Origin of the sequence: Kitasatospora sp. NPDC056651, assembly GCF_042792155.1 — a bacterium.
Classification (GTDB): Bacteria; Actinomycetota; Actinomycetes; order Streptomycetales; family Streptomycetaceae; genus Kitasatospora.
Genome location: NZ_JBHTWX010000114.1, coordinates 13,876 through 29,945 on the forward strand (window position 1 = coordinate 13,876; position 16,070 = coordinate 29,945).

Genomic DNA, 16,070 nt, shown 5'->3' on the forward strand with positions numbered 1-16,070 from the left:
CCCGGAGCCGGCGGGTCCGGCGGGTCCGGCTGTCATGCGACGGCTGTCATGCGACGGTGCTATCGCCGGTTGGCATCATCCGTGACGGCCCCGGGCGGGTCGAAGCTCGGTGGACAGCAACCGCCGCCGGCCACCGCCGGAGCGGTCCCCCACCCGTGCGCCGCCGTGGAACCGGACCCCCACCGGCTCCGGCGGGCCGGCGCACCGTGCAACCGGAGCCCCCACATGAAGCGATCCGTGCTGTCCGCCGGCCTGGGCCTGGCCCTCGCGGCGGGCCTCGTGACCCTCCCCGTCGCCGCCGCCTCCGCGGTGCCGGCCGCCCCGGCCGTCCAGGGCTACACCGCCACGACGTACGCCGGCTCGGCCGCCGAGTCGGCGAACAACCAGGCCTTCTTCCAGGCCGTGATGGCCTCGGCCAAGGCCCGGCAGGCCGCGAACCCGTGGCTGCTGAACGTCACCGTCACCTACGACACCGCGAACGCGCCCTCCTTCGCCGGTCAGATATCCCAGGCCGCGCAGATCTGGAACGGCTCGGAGCGCAACGTGCAGCTCCAGCAGGCCAGCGGCAACGGCGACTTCTCGTACTACGAGGGCAACGACAGCCGGGGCTCGTACGCCAGCACCGACGGCCACGGCCACGGCTACGTCTTCCTCGACTACACGCAGAACCAGCAGTACAGCTCGCTGCGCGTGGTGGCGCACGAGACCGGGCACGTGCTCGGCCTGCCCGACGACTACTCCGGCCCGTGCAGCGAGCTGATGTCCGGCGGCGGCCCCGGCCCGTCCTGCACCAATCCCTACCCCGACGGCAACGAGCGCAGCCAGGTCGACTACCTCTGGGCGAACGGTCTCGCGGCAAGCAACTGACAGCGACAGCAGGTGAGTTCGGCGCGGCGGGCCGCTCGGCCGGAATCGATCGGCCCGCCGCTCCGGGTACTTCCCCGGACGGGAGCCTAGCCCCGTCCGGAACGGAAAACCAGGGGCACGATTGAGTCAAGGCGAGGGAAAGCCACCTCAAACCGACTCCATAGCAGGGGTATTGGGCGGTGCTATCGCCGGTTGGCATCATCCGCGCACGCGCCGGGTTGCCCGAAGCTCTGGGGACACCACCCGTTGACCGGGTGCCTCCCCTGGCCGGCCCCCAACCGGCCACGGCACCCCAGGAATCGGAGCCCCCACATGAAGCGATCCGTGCTGTCCGCCGCCCTCGGCCTCGCCATGGCGGCCGGCCTCGCCGTGCTGCCCACCACCGCCGCCTCCGCGGCGCCGGCCGCCCCGGCCGTGCAGGGCTACACCGCCACGACGTACGCCGGCTCGGCCGCCGAGTCGGCGAACAACCAGGCCTTCTTCCAGGCCGTGATGGCCTCCGCCAAGGCCAAGCAGGCGGCCAACCCTGGCTTGGCGACCGTCGTGGTCACCTACGACGCCAGCTCCGCGCCGTCGTTCCGCAACCAGATATCCCAGGCCGCGCAGATCTGGAACGGCTCCGTGGCCAACGTCCAGCTGCGGTCCGGCTCGGCCGCCGACTTCCGCTACTACGAGGGCAACGACAGCCGGGGCTCGTACGCCAGCACCGACGGCCACGGGCGCGGCTACGTCTTCCTCGACTACGCGCAGAACCAGCAGTACAGCTCGGTGCGCGTGGTGGCGCACGAGACCGGGCACGTGCTCGGCCTACCGGACCACTACTCCGGCCCGTGCAGCGAGCTGATGTCCGGCGGCGGCCCGGGCACCTCCTGCACCAACCCGTACCCGAACACCACCGAGCGCGGCCGGGTGAACTCGATCTGGCTGTACGGCTGATCGGTGCGATGAGTGCCGAGCCCCGGCCCGGCCGCCCGGTGCGGCCGGGCCGGGGCGCGTCCGCGCGGGGTGCCTTCGTGGGCCCCGTCGCGGGCCCGGCCGGGTCGGGTCGGGCCCCGTCGCGGGCCTGGTCAGGCCTGGTCGGGCCGTGCCGCGGCGGGGCCCTGTCGGTGCCGCGTGCGAGCATGCGGGCGAGACCAGTCCGCCTCCCCGACCGCCAGGAGCCACCGCCGTGCCCCGTGCCACCCCCGACCGGCTCGCCGACCTCCCGTACGCCGACCTGCTGCGCCCGCACACCGGGCCGCTGCGCAGCGACGAGCGCTACGACACCGCGCACTTCGACGGCGGTGAGCACACCGACGAGTCGGGCGCCGGAGCGGCCTTCCTGGAGTGCGCCTTCACCGGCGTCGCGCTCAGCGGGGTCAAGCTGCGCCAGGCCCGGTTCAACGAGGTCTGGGTGCAGGCCGGCCGCTGGGTCGCCTGCGACCTGAGCGACACCGAGTGGCAGGACAGCTCCTTCGTCGGCGGGGTGCTCGCCGGGATCGCCGGGTACGGCTCGGCGCTGCGCCGGGTGGTGTTCCGCGGCTGCAAGCTGGAGGCGGTCAACCTGCGCTCGGCCGTCCTGCGGGACGTCGTCTTCGAGGACTGCCTGCTGCGCGACGTGGACTTCGGGGAGGCGAAGCTGACCGGGGTGTCCTTCCCCGGCTCCACGCTGGAGGAGGTCCGGCTGCGCGGCGCGACGCTCAGCAAGACCGACCTGCGCGGCGCCGCCCGGCTCGGCCTCACCGACGGCCACCAGGGGCTGCGCGGCGCGGTCATCAGTTCCGCCCAACTACTGGACCTGGCACCGCAGTTCGCCCACGCGCTGGGAATCGAGGTCAAGGACCGCTGAACCTCCCGCCCGCTCCGCCCGTTCAGTCGGGCGTCATTCGGTGACGCCCGGACGAACAGTCCGCCAACCCTGCCGCGAGCGTCTGGTGGGCCGCTCGGCGGGCGGTGGAGACTGCTGCGCGATCGAGCCAGCCTCGACTTGTGTGCACAACATCGCCAGCGAAGGGACGGACCGGGCTGATGGCCGAGTTGAGTCGTAGGAAGTTCGTCACGCTGTCCGGCGCCGCCGCGGCGGGCCTCGCGGTGGCCGGCACCGGTGCCGCGGGAGCCACCCCGGGCGCCGCCGCCGCGACCGCCGGCACCACCGCGCCCAGTGCGACCGGCACCATCACCGACGCCCAGCACGTGGTGATCCTGATGCAGGAGAACCGCAGCTTCGACCACTACTTCGGCACGCTGCGCGGCGTGCGCGGCTTCGCCGACCGCAGCGCCATCCAGATCTCCGGCGGCTACAGCGTCTTCAACCAGCCCAACGGCCTGCTCGGCCGCCAGTACCCGTGGCAGTTCAGCCAGACCAAGCCGGCCGGCGGCGCCGACCCCGAGCGCCTCGCCCAGTGCAACGGCGACCTCAGCCACGGCTGGAACGACCAGCACCAGGCCTGGAACAGCGGCAAGCTGGACTCCTGGGTCGCCGCCAAGGGCAACGTCCGCACCCTCGGCTTCCTCACCCGCCAGGACATCCCGTTCCACTACGCGCTGGCCGAGAACTGGACCATCTGCGACGCCTACCACTGCTCCGTCCTCAGCGCGACCGGCCCCAACCGCACCTACCACTGGTCCGGCCAGATCGACCCGGCCGGTGCGGCGGGCGGCCCGGCCTACGACGGCGGCGACGAGAAGGGCCTGCGCTGGCAGACCTACGCCGAGGCGCTGGAGGGCGCCGGGGTGAGCTGGAAGGTCTACCAGAACGCCGCCGACAACTACGGCGACAACGCCCTGGCCTACTTCACGAAGTTCTCCGGCGCCCCGGCCGGCAGCGCCCTGGCCGTCAAGGGCATGGGCTCGGTGCCCAAGGTCACCGGCCGGACCCCGGACGACATCGCCGCCGCGATCAAGGCCGACGTGCTGGCCGGCACGCTGCCGCAGGTCTCCTGGATCGTCGCCGACCAGGCCTCCTCCGAGCACCCGTACGCCACCCCGGCCGACGGCGCGCACTTCGTGCACCTGGTGATCGACGCGCTCAACGCGGACCCGAACGTCTTCGACTCCACCGTGCTGTTCCTCAACTACGACGAGAACGACGGCTTCTTCGACCACGTCCCGCCGCCCGCCGCCCCCGCCGGCACCCCGGGGGAGTTCTACAACGGCACCACCATCGGGCTCGGCTTCCGGGTCCCGATGATCGCCATCTCTCCCTGGACGCGGGGCGGCTGGGTCAACTCCGAGACCTTCGACCACACGTCGGTGCTGCGCTTCCTGGAGGTCTGGACCGCCGCCCTCGGCAAGCCGGCCACCTGCCCGAACATCAGCGACTGGCGCCGCCGCGTCTGCGGCGACCTGACCAGCGTGTTCGACTTCGCCAACCCGGTGTACGGCCTGCCCGCCCTGCCCGACACCTCGCAGACCATCGGCCTGTCCGCCTGCGGCCCGCTGCCCAACCCGGCCCCGGTGAACAACCAGCTCCCGGTCCAGGAACCCGGCACCCGCCCGGCCCGCGCCCTGCCGTACCAGCCGAACGCCAACCTGGACCACCTGGAGTTCGGCTCCGGCGGGGTGATGAAGGTCTGGATCGCGATGGACAACAAGGGCGCCACCGCCGTCAAGTCCGCCCACTTCGCGGCCTACGCCAACGCCTACCGCGGCGGCGGCCCCTGGCAGTACACGGTGGACCCGGGCGGCAGCACCAGCGACTTCTTCAACTGCGGCACCAACTTCGGCGGCGGCCCGTACGACCTGACCGTGGTCGGCCCCAACCGCTTCCTGCGCCGCTTCAAGGGCGACGCGACGAAGGCGGGCAAGAACGCGGCGGTGACGGCCTCGTACGCGGTCGAACCTGGCAGCGGCAAGCAGGCGTTGTACTTCAAGCTCGCCAACTCCGCCTCCACGCCGATGACGTTCACCATCGCCTCCAACAACTACCGTACGGACGGCCCCTGGACGTACCAGGTCCCGGCCGGGGGAAGCGTCAGCGACTTCTTCAACGCGGTGGCCCTCAGCAGCGGCTGGTACGACTTCACCGTGACGGTGGACGTGGACGGCAGCTGGTCCCAGCGCTTCACCGGCCACCTGGAGACGGGCGCGCCCAGCATCACCGGCTGAAGTCCGGCCGTCGGCCCCGCCACCCGTCGCCGGGTGGCGGGGCCCTCGTGTCAGCGGCGCCAGAAGAGGTGGTGGGTCACACCGTTCGGGCTGGGGACGACGTCCAGGTGGTACCGGTCGAGCAGGTCGTCGGGGGAGTCCCAGAGCTTCAGGCCGGAACCGAGCTCCACCGGGGAGACGGCCACGTGCAGGGTGTCGACGAGGCCGGCGTCGAGGAACTGCCGGATGGTGGTGACCCCGCCGCCGAGGCGGACGTCCATGCCGCTCGCCGCCTCCCGGGCCTGGGCGAGGACGGCGGCCGGGTCGCCGCCGACGAAGTGGAAGGTGGTGTCGGAGAGCGTGATCGACGGGCGCTCGTGGTGGGTCATGACGAACACCGGCGTGCGGAACGGGGGCCGCTCGCCCCACCAGCCGCGCCACTCGTGGTCCTGCCAGGGCCCGCGCTGGGGGCCGAACTTGTTGCGGCCCATGATCTCGGCGCCGATGTTGCGGGCGAAGTCCCGGGTGAAGTAGTCGTCCAGGCCCCGGCTGCCCCCGGGGTCGGTGCGCATCGGCCAGCTGGCCGTGGCGCCGGCCCAGGAGAAGAGCCGCTCGGGACGGTCGAGGCCGAACGGGAGCTCCAAGCTCTGTTCCGTGCCGGCCGCGACGCCGTCGCTGGAGACGTTGAAGTTCATGACTCTGAGCAGCTGTTCCACGGCTGGGGCTCCTGTCGCGTCGATGTGCGGCGGGGTGCCGCACACCATGACGTCGGAGCCGACGCGGCCGTCTTGACATCGGGCCGCGGATTTTTTCGACGCGAGTCAGAGGGACCCGAACTCGCCCGTCCGGACGGCGGAGACGAAGGATCGCCAGGCGTCGACCGGGAAGTTGAGAATGGGGCCGTCGGCGTCCTTGGAGTCGCGGACGGGAACGGTGCCGGAGGCGATCAGGTTCCCCGTGACCTCGACGCAGTCTCCTCCGTTGCTGCTGTACGAAGACTTGAACCACTGAGGCTCGGCGGTCACTACAGTTCCTCCCTTAGTCGGCTGACCACGGCCACGGACTCCGCCTGGGAGTGCGCGAAGGCCTGTAGCTGATAGTAGGCCGTGAGCATCGACGGCACTGCGCCGCTGTCCCGTTCCAGGTGCCCTTGATGTGCCGATTCGGCGTATGACATCAGCGACCTGTCCGGGAGGGTGATGATGTTCACCGGAAGGTCGAACGATCGATCCTCGCCTATGGCGTACGGCGCCACCTGGAGCACGGTGTTGGGCATCCGGGCGAAGGCCACCAGTTCATCGAGCTGGGCGGCCATGACGGCCTTCCCGCCCACCGGTCGCCGGATGCAGCTCTCGTCCAGGACCGCATGGATCTGCGGCGGAACCTCCCGGCGCAGGTTCGCCTGTCGGCGTGCGAGGTAGGCGACCCGCTCCTCGGCTTGCTCCTCCGTGATGCTGCCTCGTCGGACCGCGCCCGCAGCGATGGCCTTCGCGTAGTCCGGGGTCTGAAGCAGCCCCGGCACGATGCCCAGAGCGAACAGCCTCAGCTCCACCGCCTTGGACTCGTGCGAGACGTACTCCGGGAAGCCTTCGAGGATGGTGGAGGACTTGAGGTCGCGCGACTTGCGAACGAAGTAGTCGTCGAATCCAAAGGCTCTGTCAAGTTCGCGTGACAAGCGAGCAGTTGGGGAGCGACGACCAGTTTCGACGGCCGACACATGCGTGGCGGAATAGCCGATGGCATGTGCCAGTTTTTCCTGGATCCACCCCCTCGCCTCCCGTGCGCTGCGGAGATCTGCGCCGAACTTGGCGGTAGGCGACGAATCCGGTTCCAGCTCAACCTTGTTCACAGGTGTCGAGCCCCTCTCCCCAAGCAGATCTGACAGGTTGAAGAACTCCATACCTTAGCTCACAGTGGGCGCTCTGGGTAGTCATCGAACTACGGAACGGAGTTGCCGCCGTGAAGCGCAAGGAATCCCCCGTCCAGCCGCCCTACCGTCCGCAGGTGGGCGAGCTGGTCAAGGACCTGACGTCCGACCAGCACGTCGTCCACATGGACACCCGGGGCGGCCTCGCCTACGTCCGGCCGATCGGCGGCGGTCTGGAGCGGACCGTCGACCCCGCCAGTCTCCAACCCCTCCCGGACGGCCCGATGCTGGTCGTCCGCCCGACCCCGCCCAAGCCCCGTGGCCGGATCCGCTTCTCCGAGAGCGGGGCGTGAGATGCAGTCCTCCCCCGCCTGTCCGGCGGAGGACTGCGCCGGGCCGGTCGACCTGCTCGACGACGCCAACGCGGCCGGACGGACGTGGAACTGCCCGAAGTGCGCCCGGTGGGGCATCGCCTGGTCTCCGGACTACCTGGCGGACCAGCCGTTCGAGGAGCCCTTGATCACCCTCGGCCGGCACAGGCTCCGGTACCCCGGCTGACACGACCACGCTGACGCCCCCGCCACAACGGGGCTCAGGCGTACGTCCCCCGGGGGAACCACGGGTCGCGGACCTCGCGGGGCCCGTCCGGGGTCAGCAGGGTGAGGCCGAGCTGTCCGGAGGCGTACTCCGCCAGCTGCACCGAGCCGTGCCGGGTCTCCAGTTCGGCCTGCACCGGCACCGGCAGCTTGCTCAGGGCCCGCCGCAGCTGGAGGGCGTCGCGCCGGCTGATCGGCTGCGGGCAGCGGAGCACCAGCCGCAGGGGGCTGAGCGGGCCGGTGACCGGCAGGCCGGTGCCCAGTTCGTAGCCGGCCGCGCCGATGGGGCCCCAGGGCAGGCGGTGGTCCGCCACCAGCCGGCCGACCTCGGGCAGCAGCGCCAGGGCGGGGATGCCGGTCAGCCGTTCGGGGGCGAGCCGGTCGCGGCGGTCGGGGAGCTGTTCGGGCCGCAGGGTCCGGGCCACCGCCGCCCAGGGGGCGAGCGCGTCCAGCCGCTGGCCGGGGCGGGGGCCGCGCACGGTCACCGGGAACCAGAGTTCGGGCGCGGCCTCCGGGTCCCGGGTGCAGCGCTGCGGGTGCGGCAGGTCGACCGGGTTGCCGGCCACGGCGGGGGCCCGGCCGACCGTCACCCAGGGGTGTGCCCGCAGCACGGCCCGCGCCCAGCCGGGCAGCTCGCCGCCCGCGAAGGGCCGCAGCGAGCTGGGGCACTGCATCAGCAGCAGGTCGTGGGCGCCGGGCAGCCGGCCGTCCAGCGCGGCCAGCGGGCCGACCCGGCGGCGCGGTCCGTCGTGCGGGTCCTCGGCGGTGCGCCGGGTGTGGCTTCCGGGGTGTACGACGGTCACAGCGGGCTCCAGGGGGTGGCGTCGATTTCGCCGACGGCCCCAATCTGCGCCCGGTCGGCGGTCTCCGGCTACGGACGTTGGGCGCGTCCACCAGGGACCAAAGGCTCAAGGGGCCGTCCTGCCGGTCGGCGCGCACCAGGGAACGACCGGCAGGACGGGCCCGAGGTGCGCCGGTGGGAGCCCGGTGTGAGAGTGGGGGACAGCCCGGCATCCCGTTCGTAGGAGGAGTCATGGGCATCTTCGACAGGTTCCGGCACAAGCCGCACGAGTCCACCGGGCAGGACCCCGCCCAGCGCGCGGCCCTCGCCCATGACGAGGCCGCCGACGCGTACAGCAGCGACATCGAGCGCAAGCGCGAGACGGAGCAGAGGGTCGCCCAGGAGGAGGCCGACCGGCGCGCCGCCGAGAACATGACGTCCGAGGGCGACCCCTGGGGCTGAGCCCGGAGCTCAGCCCGTTCGCGGCGGCAGCGGCGGGCGCCGCAGGTCCGGCCGGGGCGTGGACTCCGGCGGGGGCGCCGCGGCGGGCGTGTCCTCCAACAGGTCCAGGGCCAGCTGGACGGCGGCGGTCAGCTCGGGGTGGCGCCCCCGGGCCCAGTCGCGCGGGGTGCGCAGCACGTGCACGTCCGGTTCGACGCCCCGGTTCTCCACCGACCAGCCGAGCCCGCCGCCGAACCAGGAGGCGTTCTTCGGCACCGAGATCTGGGTGCCGTCGCCGAGGGTGTGCCGCCCGCTCATCCCGACCACCCCGCCCCAGGTGCGGGTGCCGACCACTGGGCCGAGCCCGAGCAGCTTGATCGCCGCGATGATCACGTCGCCGTCCGAGCTGGTGGCCTCGTCGGCCAGCGCCACCAGGGGCCCGCGCGGGGCGTGCCGGGGCCAGCGGACGGGCCGGCGGTCCCGGGTGAAGTCCCAGGCGAGGACGTGCCGGGTGAGCTTCTCCAGGACCAGTTCGGAGACGTTGCCGCCGGCGTTGCCGCGCACGTCCAGCACCAGGGCGGGCTTGTCCAGCTCGCGCCGCAGGTCCCGGTTGAACTGCGCCCAGCCGGAGCCGCCGAGGTCCGGGATGTGCAGGTAGCCGCACCGTCCGTCGCTGAACTCCCGGACCAGGGAGCGCCGTTTGGCCACCCAGTCCTGGTAGCGGAGGGGCCGCTCGTCGGTCAGGGGGGTGATCACGATCCGTCGCGCCGGGCCGTCCGGGGCGCCGCGCAGGGCCAGTTCGAGCGTGGTGCCGCCGGTGCCGGCCAGCAGCGGCAGCGGTCCGCGCAGCGGGTCCACCGGGCGGCCGCCGACCTCCAGGAACTCGTCGCCGTCCCGGACGCCCTGGGCGGCCAGCGGGGCGCGGGCGCGCGGGTCGGAGGTCTCGCCGGGCAGCACCCGGTCGACCAGCCAGCGGCCGTCGGGGGAGCGGTGGGCGTTGGCGCCGAGCAGGCCGAGCGGCTGCTGGGCGAGGGTGGGGCCCTCGGCGCGCCGGGAGGGGGTGACGTAGGCGTGCGAGGTGCCGAGTTCGCCGAGGAGTTCGCGCAGCAGGTCGGCGAAGTCGTCGGGGGAGCAGATCCGGTCCAGCAGCGGCTCGTACTGGGCGACCAGCGCGGGCCAGTCCAGGCCGGACATCCGCTCGTCCCAGAACTGGTCCCGGACGATCCGGGCCGCCTCGTGGTAGGCCTGGCGCCACTCGGCGGCCGGGTGCACGGTGTGGGTGATCCGGCGCAGGTCGACGGTGATCCCGGCGGAGGGGGCGCCGACCGGGATCACCCGCAGCGTTCCGGCCGAGTAGACCGCGATCGAGCCGCCGTCCCCGGAGACCGCGTAGCCGTCCAGCTTCTCCACGAGCGTGGTGCGGGTGCCCCGGACGAGGTCGAAGTGCTCCAGTGAGGGGCGCCCGGAGGTGTCCTCGGGGCTGGCGAAGGTCTGTCCGAGGGTGCCGGAGATCGGCCAGCGCAGCCAGACCAGGCCGCCGCGCACCGCGTCGGTGGCCGAGTACTTGGAGGAGATCACCGGGAACTGGAGCAGCCGCTCGCCGATGCCCTCCGGATCGACCCGGACGGCGCCGTCACCGCCGTCGTGCGGGGCGCCGTCCTCGGCCGGGGCGGTGAACGGCGAGGGGGTGTCGGCGGCGAGCGGGACGAGGTACGGGCGGCAGCCGAGCGGGAAGGAGAGGTCGCCGGTGTGCACGTCGTGGACCGGGTCGAAGCCGCGCCAGGAGAGGAAGGCCAGGTAGCGGCCGTCCCGGGTGAACACCGGCTGCTCGTCCTCGAACCGGCCCTCGGTGACGTCGGTGGTGGCACCGGGCGCGTCGGCGCGGGTGAGCCTGATGCGGCGCAGCGAGCGTCCGGCGACCGGCTCGGACCAGGCGATCCAGTGCGAGTCGGGGGAGAAGCGGGCGCCGGCGACCGGCCCGTAGCCGGAGGCGGCCACCTCGCGCACCTCGCCGTCGGCGGCGGAGACCAGCAGCAGCCGGCCGTCCGAGGTGGCGGCGGCGAGCCGGCTGCCGTCGGGGGCGGCGGTGAGTTCCAGGACGCGGCCGATCCGCCCGGCGGCGACCACCCGGCGGTGGTGCTTCCGGTCCGCGCCGTCGTGCCCGGGCAGCGGCACCACCTCGATCGCGTCGGCGCCCTCGGCGTCGGTGATCCAGGCCGCCTCGCCGGTGTGCCCGAGCACCACCGGCAGCCGGGTGCGCACCCCGGGGGTGTCGGCGAGCGCGCGGGCCGGGCCGTCCCTGTGGGTGAGCCAGTACTGGCTGCCGCGCACGGTGATCAGCCCGGTCCGGCCGGTCCGGTCGCAGGCCAGGTCCTTGACCTGCCCGGCGGCGTTGATCTGGTACGGGCGGCGGCCGGCCCGGGCGCCGCCGAGCGGGACGCGCAGCCGGCGCGGGGCGGGGGCGGCCAGGTCGTCCAGCAGCCAGAGGTCGCCGGCGTGCTGGTAGACGATCCGGGTGCCGTCGGTGGCGGCCTCGCGGGCGTAGTAGGAGGCGTGGTCGGTGTGCCGGCGCAGGTCGGTGCCGTCCGGGCGGCAGGAGTAGACGTTGCCGATGCCCTCGTGGTCGGAGAGGAAGGCGATCCGGCCGCCGACCGGCATGGGTGCGGCGAGGTGCCCGGCGTGTTCGGGCAGGATCCGCTCGCCGTCCACCCAGAGCCGGCCGGTGGCGCCGCCCCGGTAGCGCTTCCAGGCGGCGGGTTCGTGCGGCGCGGCGCCGGTGAGCAGGACGGTCCGCTCGCGGCTCATCTGGGCGTCGCCGACCGGTCCCCAGGGCATCCGGCGGCCGGGGGAGCCGTCCGGCGGCAGGGAGTGCGCCCAGGTGTAGTGGCCGAAGGGCTCGTGGTAGGAGGTGACGGCCAGCACCTCGCCGTCCGGCAGCCAGCCGCGCACCCGGGTGTCCTGGCTGCCCCAGAAGCTGAGCCGGCCCGCCGGGCCGCTGTCGACCGGGGCGGTCCACACCTCGGGGGTCAGGCCGAGCCAGCTGGTCCAGGCGAGGGTGGTGCCGTCGGGGGAGAAGCGGGGGTGGCTGACCCTGGTGCGGTCGCAGCCGACCCGCCAGGCCCGGCCGGTGCCGGTGGCGTCGGCGTCCAGCGGGGCGATCCAGACGTCGTCCTCGGCGGTGAAGGTGAGCAGGCCGCCGTGCAGGTGGGGGTGGCGGAGGTAGCCGGGCGGGGTCACCCCTCCATCCTTCGACGGGGTGTCACCTCCGGCAACCGGAGCGGGCGGGGACCGGTCTGGACCATTGACACCGTACGGCCGTATCCACTTCAGTGGTCTAGTCCAACTTGGGTGCCAGGCCGGGCCGTTCCCCCCACTGGCGCGTGCTCCGGCGTGCCCTCGGACGTCCCCCACGACCGCGCCATCGCAGGAGCACCCGCATGCGCAGAACACCCACCTCCGGAACTCCGGCCACCGGCCGCCGCGCGGCCCTCGCCGCCGGCACCGCCTCCGCCGTCGCCGCGGCCACCCTGGTCGGCGTCACGCTCGGCCTGGCGCCCGCCGCCTCGGCCGGCGAGTTCCTGTCCAACGGCGGCTTCGAGTCCGGCTCGCTCGGCCCCTGGAGCTGCTCCGGCAACTCCGGCAGCGTCGTCACCAGCCCGGTGCACAGCGGCAGCCGCGCGCTCGCCGCGGCCGCCACGGCCGGCGACACCGCCCAGTGCTCCCAGACCGTCACCGTCGCCCCGAACACCACCTACACGCTCAGCGCCTGGGTCCAGGGCTCGTACGTCTACCTGGGCGTGGACGGCGGCGGCCCGAGCACCTGGACGCCGGGCACCGGCGGCTCGTACCAGAAGCTCAGCCTCAGCTTCACCACCGGCGCCACCCAGACCAGCGCCACGGTCTACACCCACGGCTGGTACGGCCAGGGCACCTACTACGCGGACGACATCTCGCTGGACGGCCCGGGCGCCCCCAGCCCGACGCCCACACCGACGGTGACGCCCACCACGCCGCCGCCGACCACCCCGCCGCCCACGACCCCGCCGCCGACCACCACGCCTCCGCCCACCACCCCGCCGCCCACCACGCCCCCGCCCGTCGGCAGCCACTCCCTGGTCGGCTACCTGCACGCGAGCTTCGCGAACGGCGCCGGCTACACCCGGATGGCCGACGTCCCGAGTTCCTGGGACATCATCGACCTGTCCTTCGGCGAGCCCACCTCCGTCACCTCCGGCGACATCCGCTTCAACCGCTGCCCGGCCACCGAGTGCCCGAGCGTGGAGTCGGACGACGAGTTCAAGGCCGCCATCGCCGCCAAGCGGGCCCAGGGCAAGAAGGTGCTGATCTCGATCGGCGGCCAGAACGGCCAGGTCCAGCTGACCACCACCGCCGCCCGGGACACCTTCGTCAGCTCGGTCTCGGCGATCATCGACAAGTGGGGCCTGGACGGCCTGGACATCGACTTCGAGGGGCACTCGCTCTCCCTCAACACCGGTGACACCGACTTCAAGAACCCGACCAGCCCGGTCATCGTCAACCTGATCTCCGCGCTGAAGACCCTCAAGGCCAAGTACGGCCCGGGCTTCGTGCTGACCATGGCGCCGGAGACCTTCTTCGTCCAACTCGGCTACCAGTACTACGGATCGGGCCCCTGGGGCGGCCAGGACCCGCGGGCCGGGGCGTACCTGCCGGTCATCTACGCGCTGCGCGACGACCTGACCCTGCTGCACGTCCAGGACTACAACTCCGGCTCCATCATGGGCCTGGACAACCAGTACCACTCGATGGGCGGCGCCGACTTCCACGTCGCGATGACCGACATGCTGCTCAAGGGCTTCCCGGTGGCGGGCAACACGAACAACATGTTCCCGGCGCTGCCCGCCTCCAAGCTGGCCATCGGCATGCCGGCCACCACCAACGCGGGCAACGGCTACGTGGCCCCGGCCGAGGTGAACAAGGCGCTCGACTGCCTCACCAAGCTGGCCAACTGCGGGACGTACGTGCCGCGGGCGGGCGCCCAGCCGAACCTGCGCGGGCTGATGACCTGGTCGATCAACTGGGACCGGTTCGCCGGCCAGGAGTTCTCCAAGAACTTCAACGGCTACTTCGGCCGCTGACCGGCCGCACGGCCTCCGGCAACACGACGTCCCCCTGTCCCGGCCCGGGACAGGGGGACGTCGCGTCCGCCTCAGCTCTCGACGGCCGCGTCCTTCGCGCGCCCGATGCCGGTCCAGGCCCAGGCGCCGAGCAGCAGGCAGCCCACGGCGGCGGCGGCCAGCGCGGTGCCCGAGCCGGCCGGCGGGTGCCAGGTCCCGTTCAGCGGGTTCACCGGGGTGTAGGTGAGCGCGATCCCCTGCCCGGCCTGCCAGCGGATCATGGTGTAGCCGAGGAAGACCAGCTGGAGCGGCAGCACCAGGACGGCGAGGACGCGGAACAGCGAGGCCGACCGGGCCCGGTCGAGCACGCCGCTGCGGCCCAGCAGGAACGCGCCGAGCAGCGGAACGCCGACGGCCACCGGAAGCAGGTACCGGCCCTGGCCGGCGAAGCCGACCTTGGCCGCGGCGAACGAGTCGGACAGCGTGACGACGGCGAAGGGCACCGCGGCGAAGGCGAACAGCCGCCAGCGGTCGGCCCAGCCCGCGAAGGCGAACCCGGCGAGCGCGAGGACGCCCAGCGCCAGGTACCAGAGGTAGTAGGGGGTGTTCGGCAGCCGGGTGTCGAGCCACGACGGGATGCCGATCATCTCCTGCATGTAGCCGGCCCACTGCACGACCACCTCGTGCCGGAAGGCCTGGGCGAAGGTGATGTCGCCACCGCCGACGGGGGACAGCTCGGAGGTCTTCATGACGACGGTCCACAGGGCGCCGGCGGCCCCGGTGACGGTCAGCGCGCCCGCGGCCCACCAGAACGGCCGGAAGCGCAGCAGGGCCCGCAGCCGTTCCCGCTTCGCGGGGACCAGCATGATCCCGACGATCGCCGCGCACCAGAGCGGCCCGAGCGCGCGCAGGGTCATGAGCACGGAGCCGGCGATCCCGATCTGGACCATCGCCGCGCGGCGCAGCGGCTGCTCCGGGTCCAGCATCGTCGGTATCAGGGCGGCGATCAGGGCCATGCCGGCCGCGATCTCGACCCCGTTGGGGTTGACCGAGCCGGACAGGTGGACGGTGATCGGGGTCACCGCGACCAGGACGCCGGCGCCCATGATCCGGTGCCTGGTCCAGGCGGCGGCACTGTGCGCGGCGCTCGCGAGCAGCGCCGAGACCAGGCCCGCGCCGATCAGCCTGGCCAGGGTGACGCCCAGCCAGTTCGGCCAGAGGGCCAGCGGCCAGCCGACCACGGCGTAGAAGACCGGGTTGTACCGGCCGGCGCGGGTCGCCGCCCGCACCACGTGCTCGTCCCCTTCGGGCGCCTTCGCGCACGCCGCGGAGACGGCGGCGTCGAACGCCCAGCAGTTGTCCCGGACCAGCGTGGCCGGGACGTTCTGGTAGGCGCCGGTGCCGCTGGGCACCATCTCGGGCTTCGGCGCGATCTCACCCCGGGCGACGGCGGCCGCCCTGATGATGTGCTGGGCCTCGTCGGGGCTGGCGTCGTACGGAGCGGCGAGCGCCCAGCCGGCACACAGGAGGAAGAACCCGAGGAAAGGGAGCCACCAGGTGGGGCGGAACCACGACCGGGCCGCACCCCGCGCACGGCCACGGCGGATCCGGGGTGCGGGGGATTGCGGCCGCGACGTGACGGCGGAGGAGTAATCAGGCACCGCACCAAGATAGTCGGGCGGTCCGAACCGCCGGGACCCGAGTGCGGTGGAGGCCCGGGAAACCTCTAGCATGTGCGACTGTGACTGCACTTGATTCGACGCATGCAGGGTCCGAGCCGAGTGCGAAGGGGGGACTTACCAGACTTCTGGGCAACCGCGTGGTGAGATTTCTGTTCGCCGGCGGTGTCAGCACGACCGTCGACATGGGGACGTTGTACGTGCTCCACGGCGTGTCCCATGTCCAGCTGGCGCTGGCCACGTTCGGGGCCGTACTTGCCGGTTTCGTCACCAACTTCCTGTTGAACCGGTTGTGGGCGTTCGAAAGCACCTCCCCGATCGGCGGACAGACCGTTCGCTATCTGGTCATGGCGGGCGGCAACTGGATCGGCACCGTACTTCTGGTCGGCGGGCTCGTGAAGATGGGTGTCTATTACCTGATTGCCAGGGCCCTGGTGCTCGGCGTTCTCTCGGTGGCGAACTTCCTCGGCTACAAGCACTGGGTATTCAAGACCAGCTGATCCGATCTGTCGGATTCATCCCGCCCGCCGGGTGGGGGCCGTGCCGGAACGGGTGGCGAAACAGGTCGCAATCACGGGACTCCCGCGTCAGCGGGAGTCGAACGGAAAGCCGCGGCGCCGGTCGCCGCGCGCCACGGAAACGCCGGAAGGCCCCCCCCCAACCCCCGGGGCCTACCGC

General features: G+C 72.8%; 15 protein-coding genes. 9 read left to right on the forward strand and 6 right to left on the reverse strand.

What is annotated here, in order from left to right:
* Positions 1 to 225: 225 nt before the first annotated feature.
* The 4 genes from snpA (ACFRAR_RS32005) to ACFRAR_RS32020 all read left to right on the forward strand — a co-directional run bounded on the left by snpA (ACFRAR_RS32005) (position 226) and on the right by ACFRAR_RS32020 (position 4,953).
* Positions 226 to 867: a snapalysin gene (gene snpA, locus ACFRAR_RS32005; protein WP_380702599.1), complete on the forward strand. Its 642-nt coding sequence runs from the start codon at positions 226 to 228 to the stop codon at positions 865 to 867.
* A gap of 312 nt (positions 868 to 1,179) precedes the next feature.
* Positions 1,180 to 1,803: a snapalysin gene (gene snpA / locus ACFRAR_RS32010; RefSeq protein WP_380702601.1), complete on the forward strand. Its 624-nt coding sequence runs from the start codon at positions 1,180 to 1,182 to the stop codon at positions 1,801 to 1,803.
* A gap of 232 nt (positions 1,804 to 2,035) precedes the next feature.
* On the forward strand, positions 2,036 to 2,695 hold the full coding sequence (locus tag ACFRAR_RS32015) for a pentapeptide repeat-containing protein (RefSeq protein ID WP_380702603.1): 660 nt from the start codon (positions 2,036 to 2,038) through the stop codon (positions 2,693 to 2,695).
* A gap of 179 nt (positions 2,696 to 2,874) precedes the next feature.
* Positions 2,875 to 4,953, forward strand: a complete 2,079-nt coding sequence (locus ACFRAR_RS32020) for a phosphocholine-specific phospholipase C (protein ID WP_380702605.1) — start codon at positions 2,875 to 2,877, stop codon at positions 4,951 to 4,953.
* Between the two features lie 50 nt (positions 4,954 to 5,003).
* On the opposite strand, the gene ACFRAR_RS32025 is transcribed toward ACFRAR_RS32020, so the two are convergent.
* The 3 genes from ACFRAR_RS32025 to ACFRAR_RS32035 form a co-directional block, all read right to left on the reverse strand.
* A complete protein-coding gene (locus tag ACFRAR_RS32025) occupies positions 5,004 to 5,648 on the reverse strand; it encodes a dihydrofolate reductase family protein (RefSeq protein WP_380702607.1) in 645 nt (214 codons plus the stop codon).
* A gap of 105 nt (positions 5,649 to 5,753) precedes the next feature.
* Entirely contained in the window at positions 5,754 to 5,957 is a 204-nt protein-coding gene (locus ACFRAR_RS32030) for a DUF397 domain-containing protein (RefSeq protein WP_380702609.1), read from the reverse strand.
* Complete coding sequence (locus tag ACFRAR_RS32035; protein ID WP_380702611.1) at positions 5,957 to 6,832, reverse strand: Scr1 family TA system antitoxin-like transcriptional regulator; 876 nt, start codon at positions 6,830 to 6,832, stop codon at positions 5,957 to 5,959. The genes ACFRAR_RS32030 and ACFRAR_RS32035 overlap by 1 nt, the downstream gene beginning before the upstream one ends.
* Before the next feature lie 59 nt (positions 6,833 to 6,891).
* Between ACFRAR_RS32035 and ACFRAR_RS32040 the strand changes: the two genes are divergently transcribed.
* Both ACFRAR_RS32040 and ACFRAR_RS32045 read left to right on the forward strand, forming a co-directional pair.
* Positions 6,892 to 7,152, forward strand: coding sequence for a hypothetical protein (locus ACFRAR_RS32040; RefSeq protein WP_380702613.1), 261 nt, complete (start codon positions 6,892 to 6,894; stop codon positions 7,150 to 7,152).
* Position 7,153: 1 nt separating this feature from the next.
* Positions 7,154 to 7,357, forward strand: a complete 204-nt coding sequence (locus ACFRAR_RS32045; protein ID WP_380702615.1) for a hypothetical protein — start codon at positions 7,154 to 7,156, stop codon at positions 7,355 to 7,357.
* A 34-nt stretch (positions 7,358 to 7,391) separates the two neighbouring features.
* Here ACFRAR_RS32045 and ACFRAR_RS32050 read toward each other — a convergent pair whose 3' ends face one another.
* On the reverse strand, positions 7,392 to 8,198 hold the full coding sequence (locus ACFRAR_RS32050; RefSeq protein ID WP_380702618.1) for a phosphoribosyl-dephospho-CoA transferase MdcG domain-containing protein: 807 nt from the start codon (positions 8,196 to 8,198) through the stop codon (positions 7,392 to 7,394).
* Positions 8,199 to 8,428: 230 nt separating this feature from the next.
* On the opposite strand from ACFRAR_RS32050, the gene ACFRAR_RS32055 reads away from it, so the two are divergent.
* On the forward strand, positions 8,429 to 8,638 hold the full coding sequence (locus ACFRAR_RS32055) for a hypothetical protein (protein ID WP_380702620.1): 210 nt from the start codon (positions 8,429 to 8,431) through the stop codon (positions 8,636 to 8,638).
* Between the two features lie 9 nt (positions 8,639 to 8,647).
* Here ACFRAR_RS32055 and ACFRAR_RS32060 read toward each other — a convergent pair whose 3' ends face one another.
* On the reverse strand, positions 8,648 to 11,854 hold the full coding sequence (locus tag ACFRAR_RS32060; protein WP_380702622.1) for a S41 family peptidase: 3,207 nt from the start codon (positions 11,852 to 11,854) through the stop codon (positions 8,648 to 8,650).
* Between the two features lie 200 nt (positions 11,855 to 12,054).
* Here ACFRAR_RS32060 and ACFRAR_RS32065 point away from each other — a divergent pair, with 200 nt between their 5' ends.
* The gene (locus ACFRAR_RS32065) at positions 12,055 to 13,734 is read left to right on the forward strand and encodes a chitinase (protein WP_380702624.1); all 1,680 of its coding nucleotides are present in this window, start codon (positions 12,055 to 12,057) and stop codon (positions 13,732 to 13,734) included.
* Between the two features lie 71 nt (positions 13,735 to 13,805).
* Here the strand turns inward: ACFRAR_RS32065 and ACFRAR_RS32070 are convergent, their stop codons facing one another.
* Complete coding sequence (locus ACFRAR_RS32070) at positions 13,806 to 15,374, reverse strand: DUF2142 domain-containing protein (RefSeq protein ID WP_380702626.1); 1,569 nt, start codon at positions 15,372 to 15,374, stop codon at positions 13,806 to 13,808.
* Positions 15,375 to 15,454: 80 nt separating this feature from the next.
* Between ACFRAR_RS32070 and ACFRAR_RS32075 the strand changes: the two genes are divergently transcribed.
* Positions 15,455 to 15,892, forward strand: coding sequence for a GtrA family protein (locus ACFRAR_RS32075; RefSeq protein ID WP_380702628.1), 438 nt, complete (start codon positions 15,455 to 15,457; stop codon positions 15,890 to 15,892).
* The last annotated feature ends 178 nt before the right edge of the window (positions 15,893 to 16,070 follow it).

What these genes read in the sequence shown, in the direction of transcription:
- snpA (WP_380702599.1), top strand. Translation starts at nt 226, where the DNA reads ATGAAGCGATCCGTGCTGTCCGCCGGCCTGGGCCTGGCCCTCGCGGCG.
- snpA (WP_380702601.1), top strand. Translation starts at nt 1,180, where the DNA reads ATGAAGCGATCCGTGCTGTCCGCCGCCCTCGGCCTCGCCATGGCGGCC.
- ACFRAR_RS32020 (WP_380702605.1), top strand. Translation starts at nt 2,875, where the DNA reads ATGGCCGAGTTGAGTCGTAGGAAGTTCGTCACGCTGTCCGGCGCCGCC.
- ACFRAR_RS32035 (WP_380702611.1), bottom strand. Translation starts at nt 6,832, where the DNA reads ATGGAGTTCTTCAACCTGTCAGATCTGCTTGGGGAGAGGGGCTCGACA.
- ACFRAR_RS32045 (WP_380702615.1), top strand. Translation starts at nt 7,154, where the DNA reads ATGCAGTCCTCCCCCGCCTGTCCGGCGGAGGACTGCGCCGGGCCGGTC.
- ACFRAR_RS32055 (WP_380702620.1), top strand. Translation starts at nt 8,429, where the DNA reads ATGGGCATCTTCGACAGGTTCCGGCACAAGCCGCACGAGTCCACCGGG.
- ACFRAR_RS32065 (WP_380702624.1), top strand. Translation starts at nt 12,055, where the DNA reads ATGCGCAGAACACCCACCTCCGGAACTCCGGCCACCGGCCGCCGCGCG.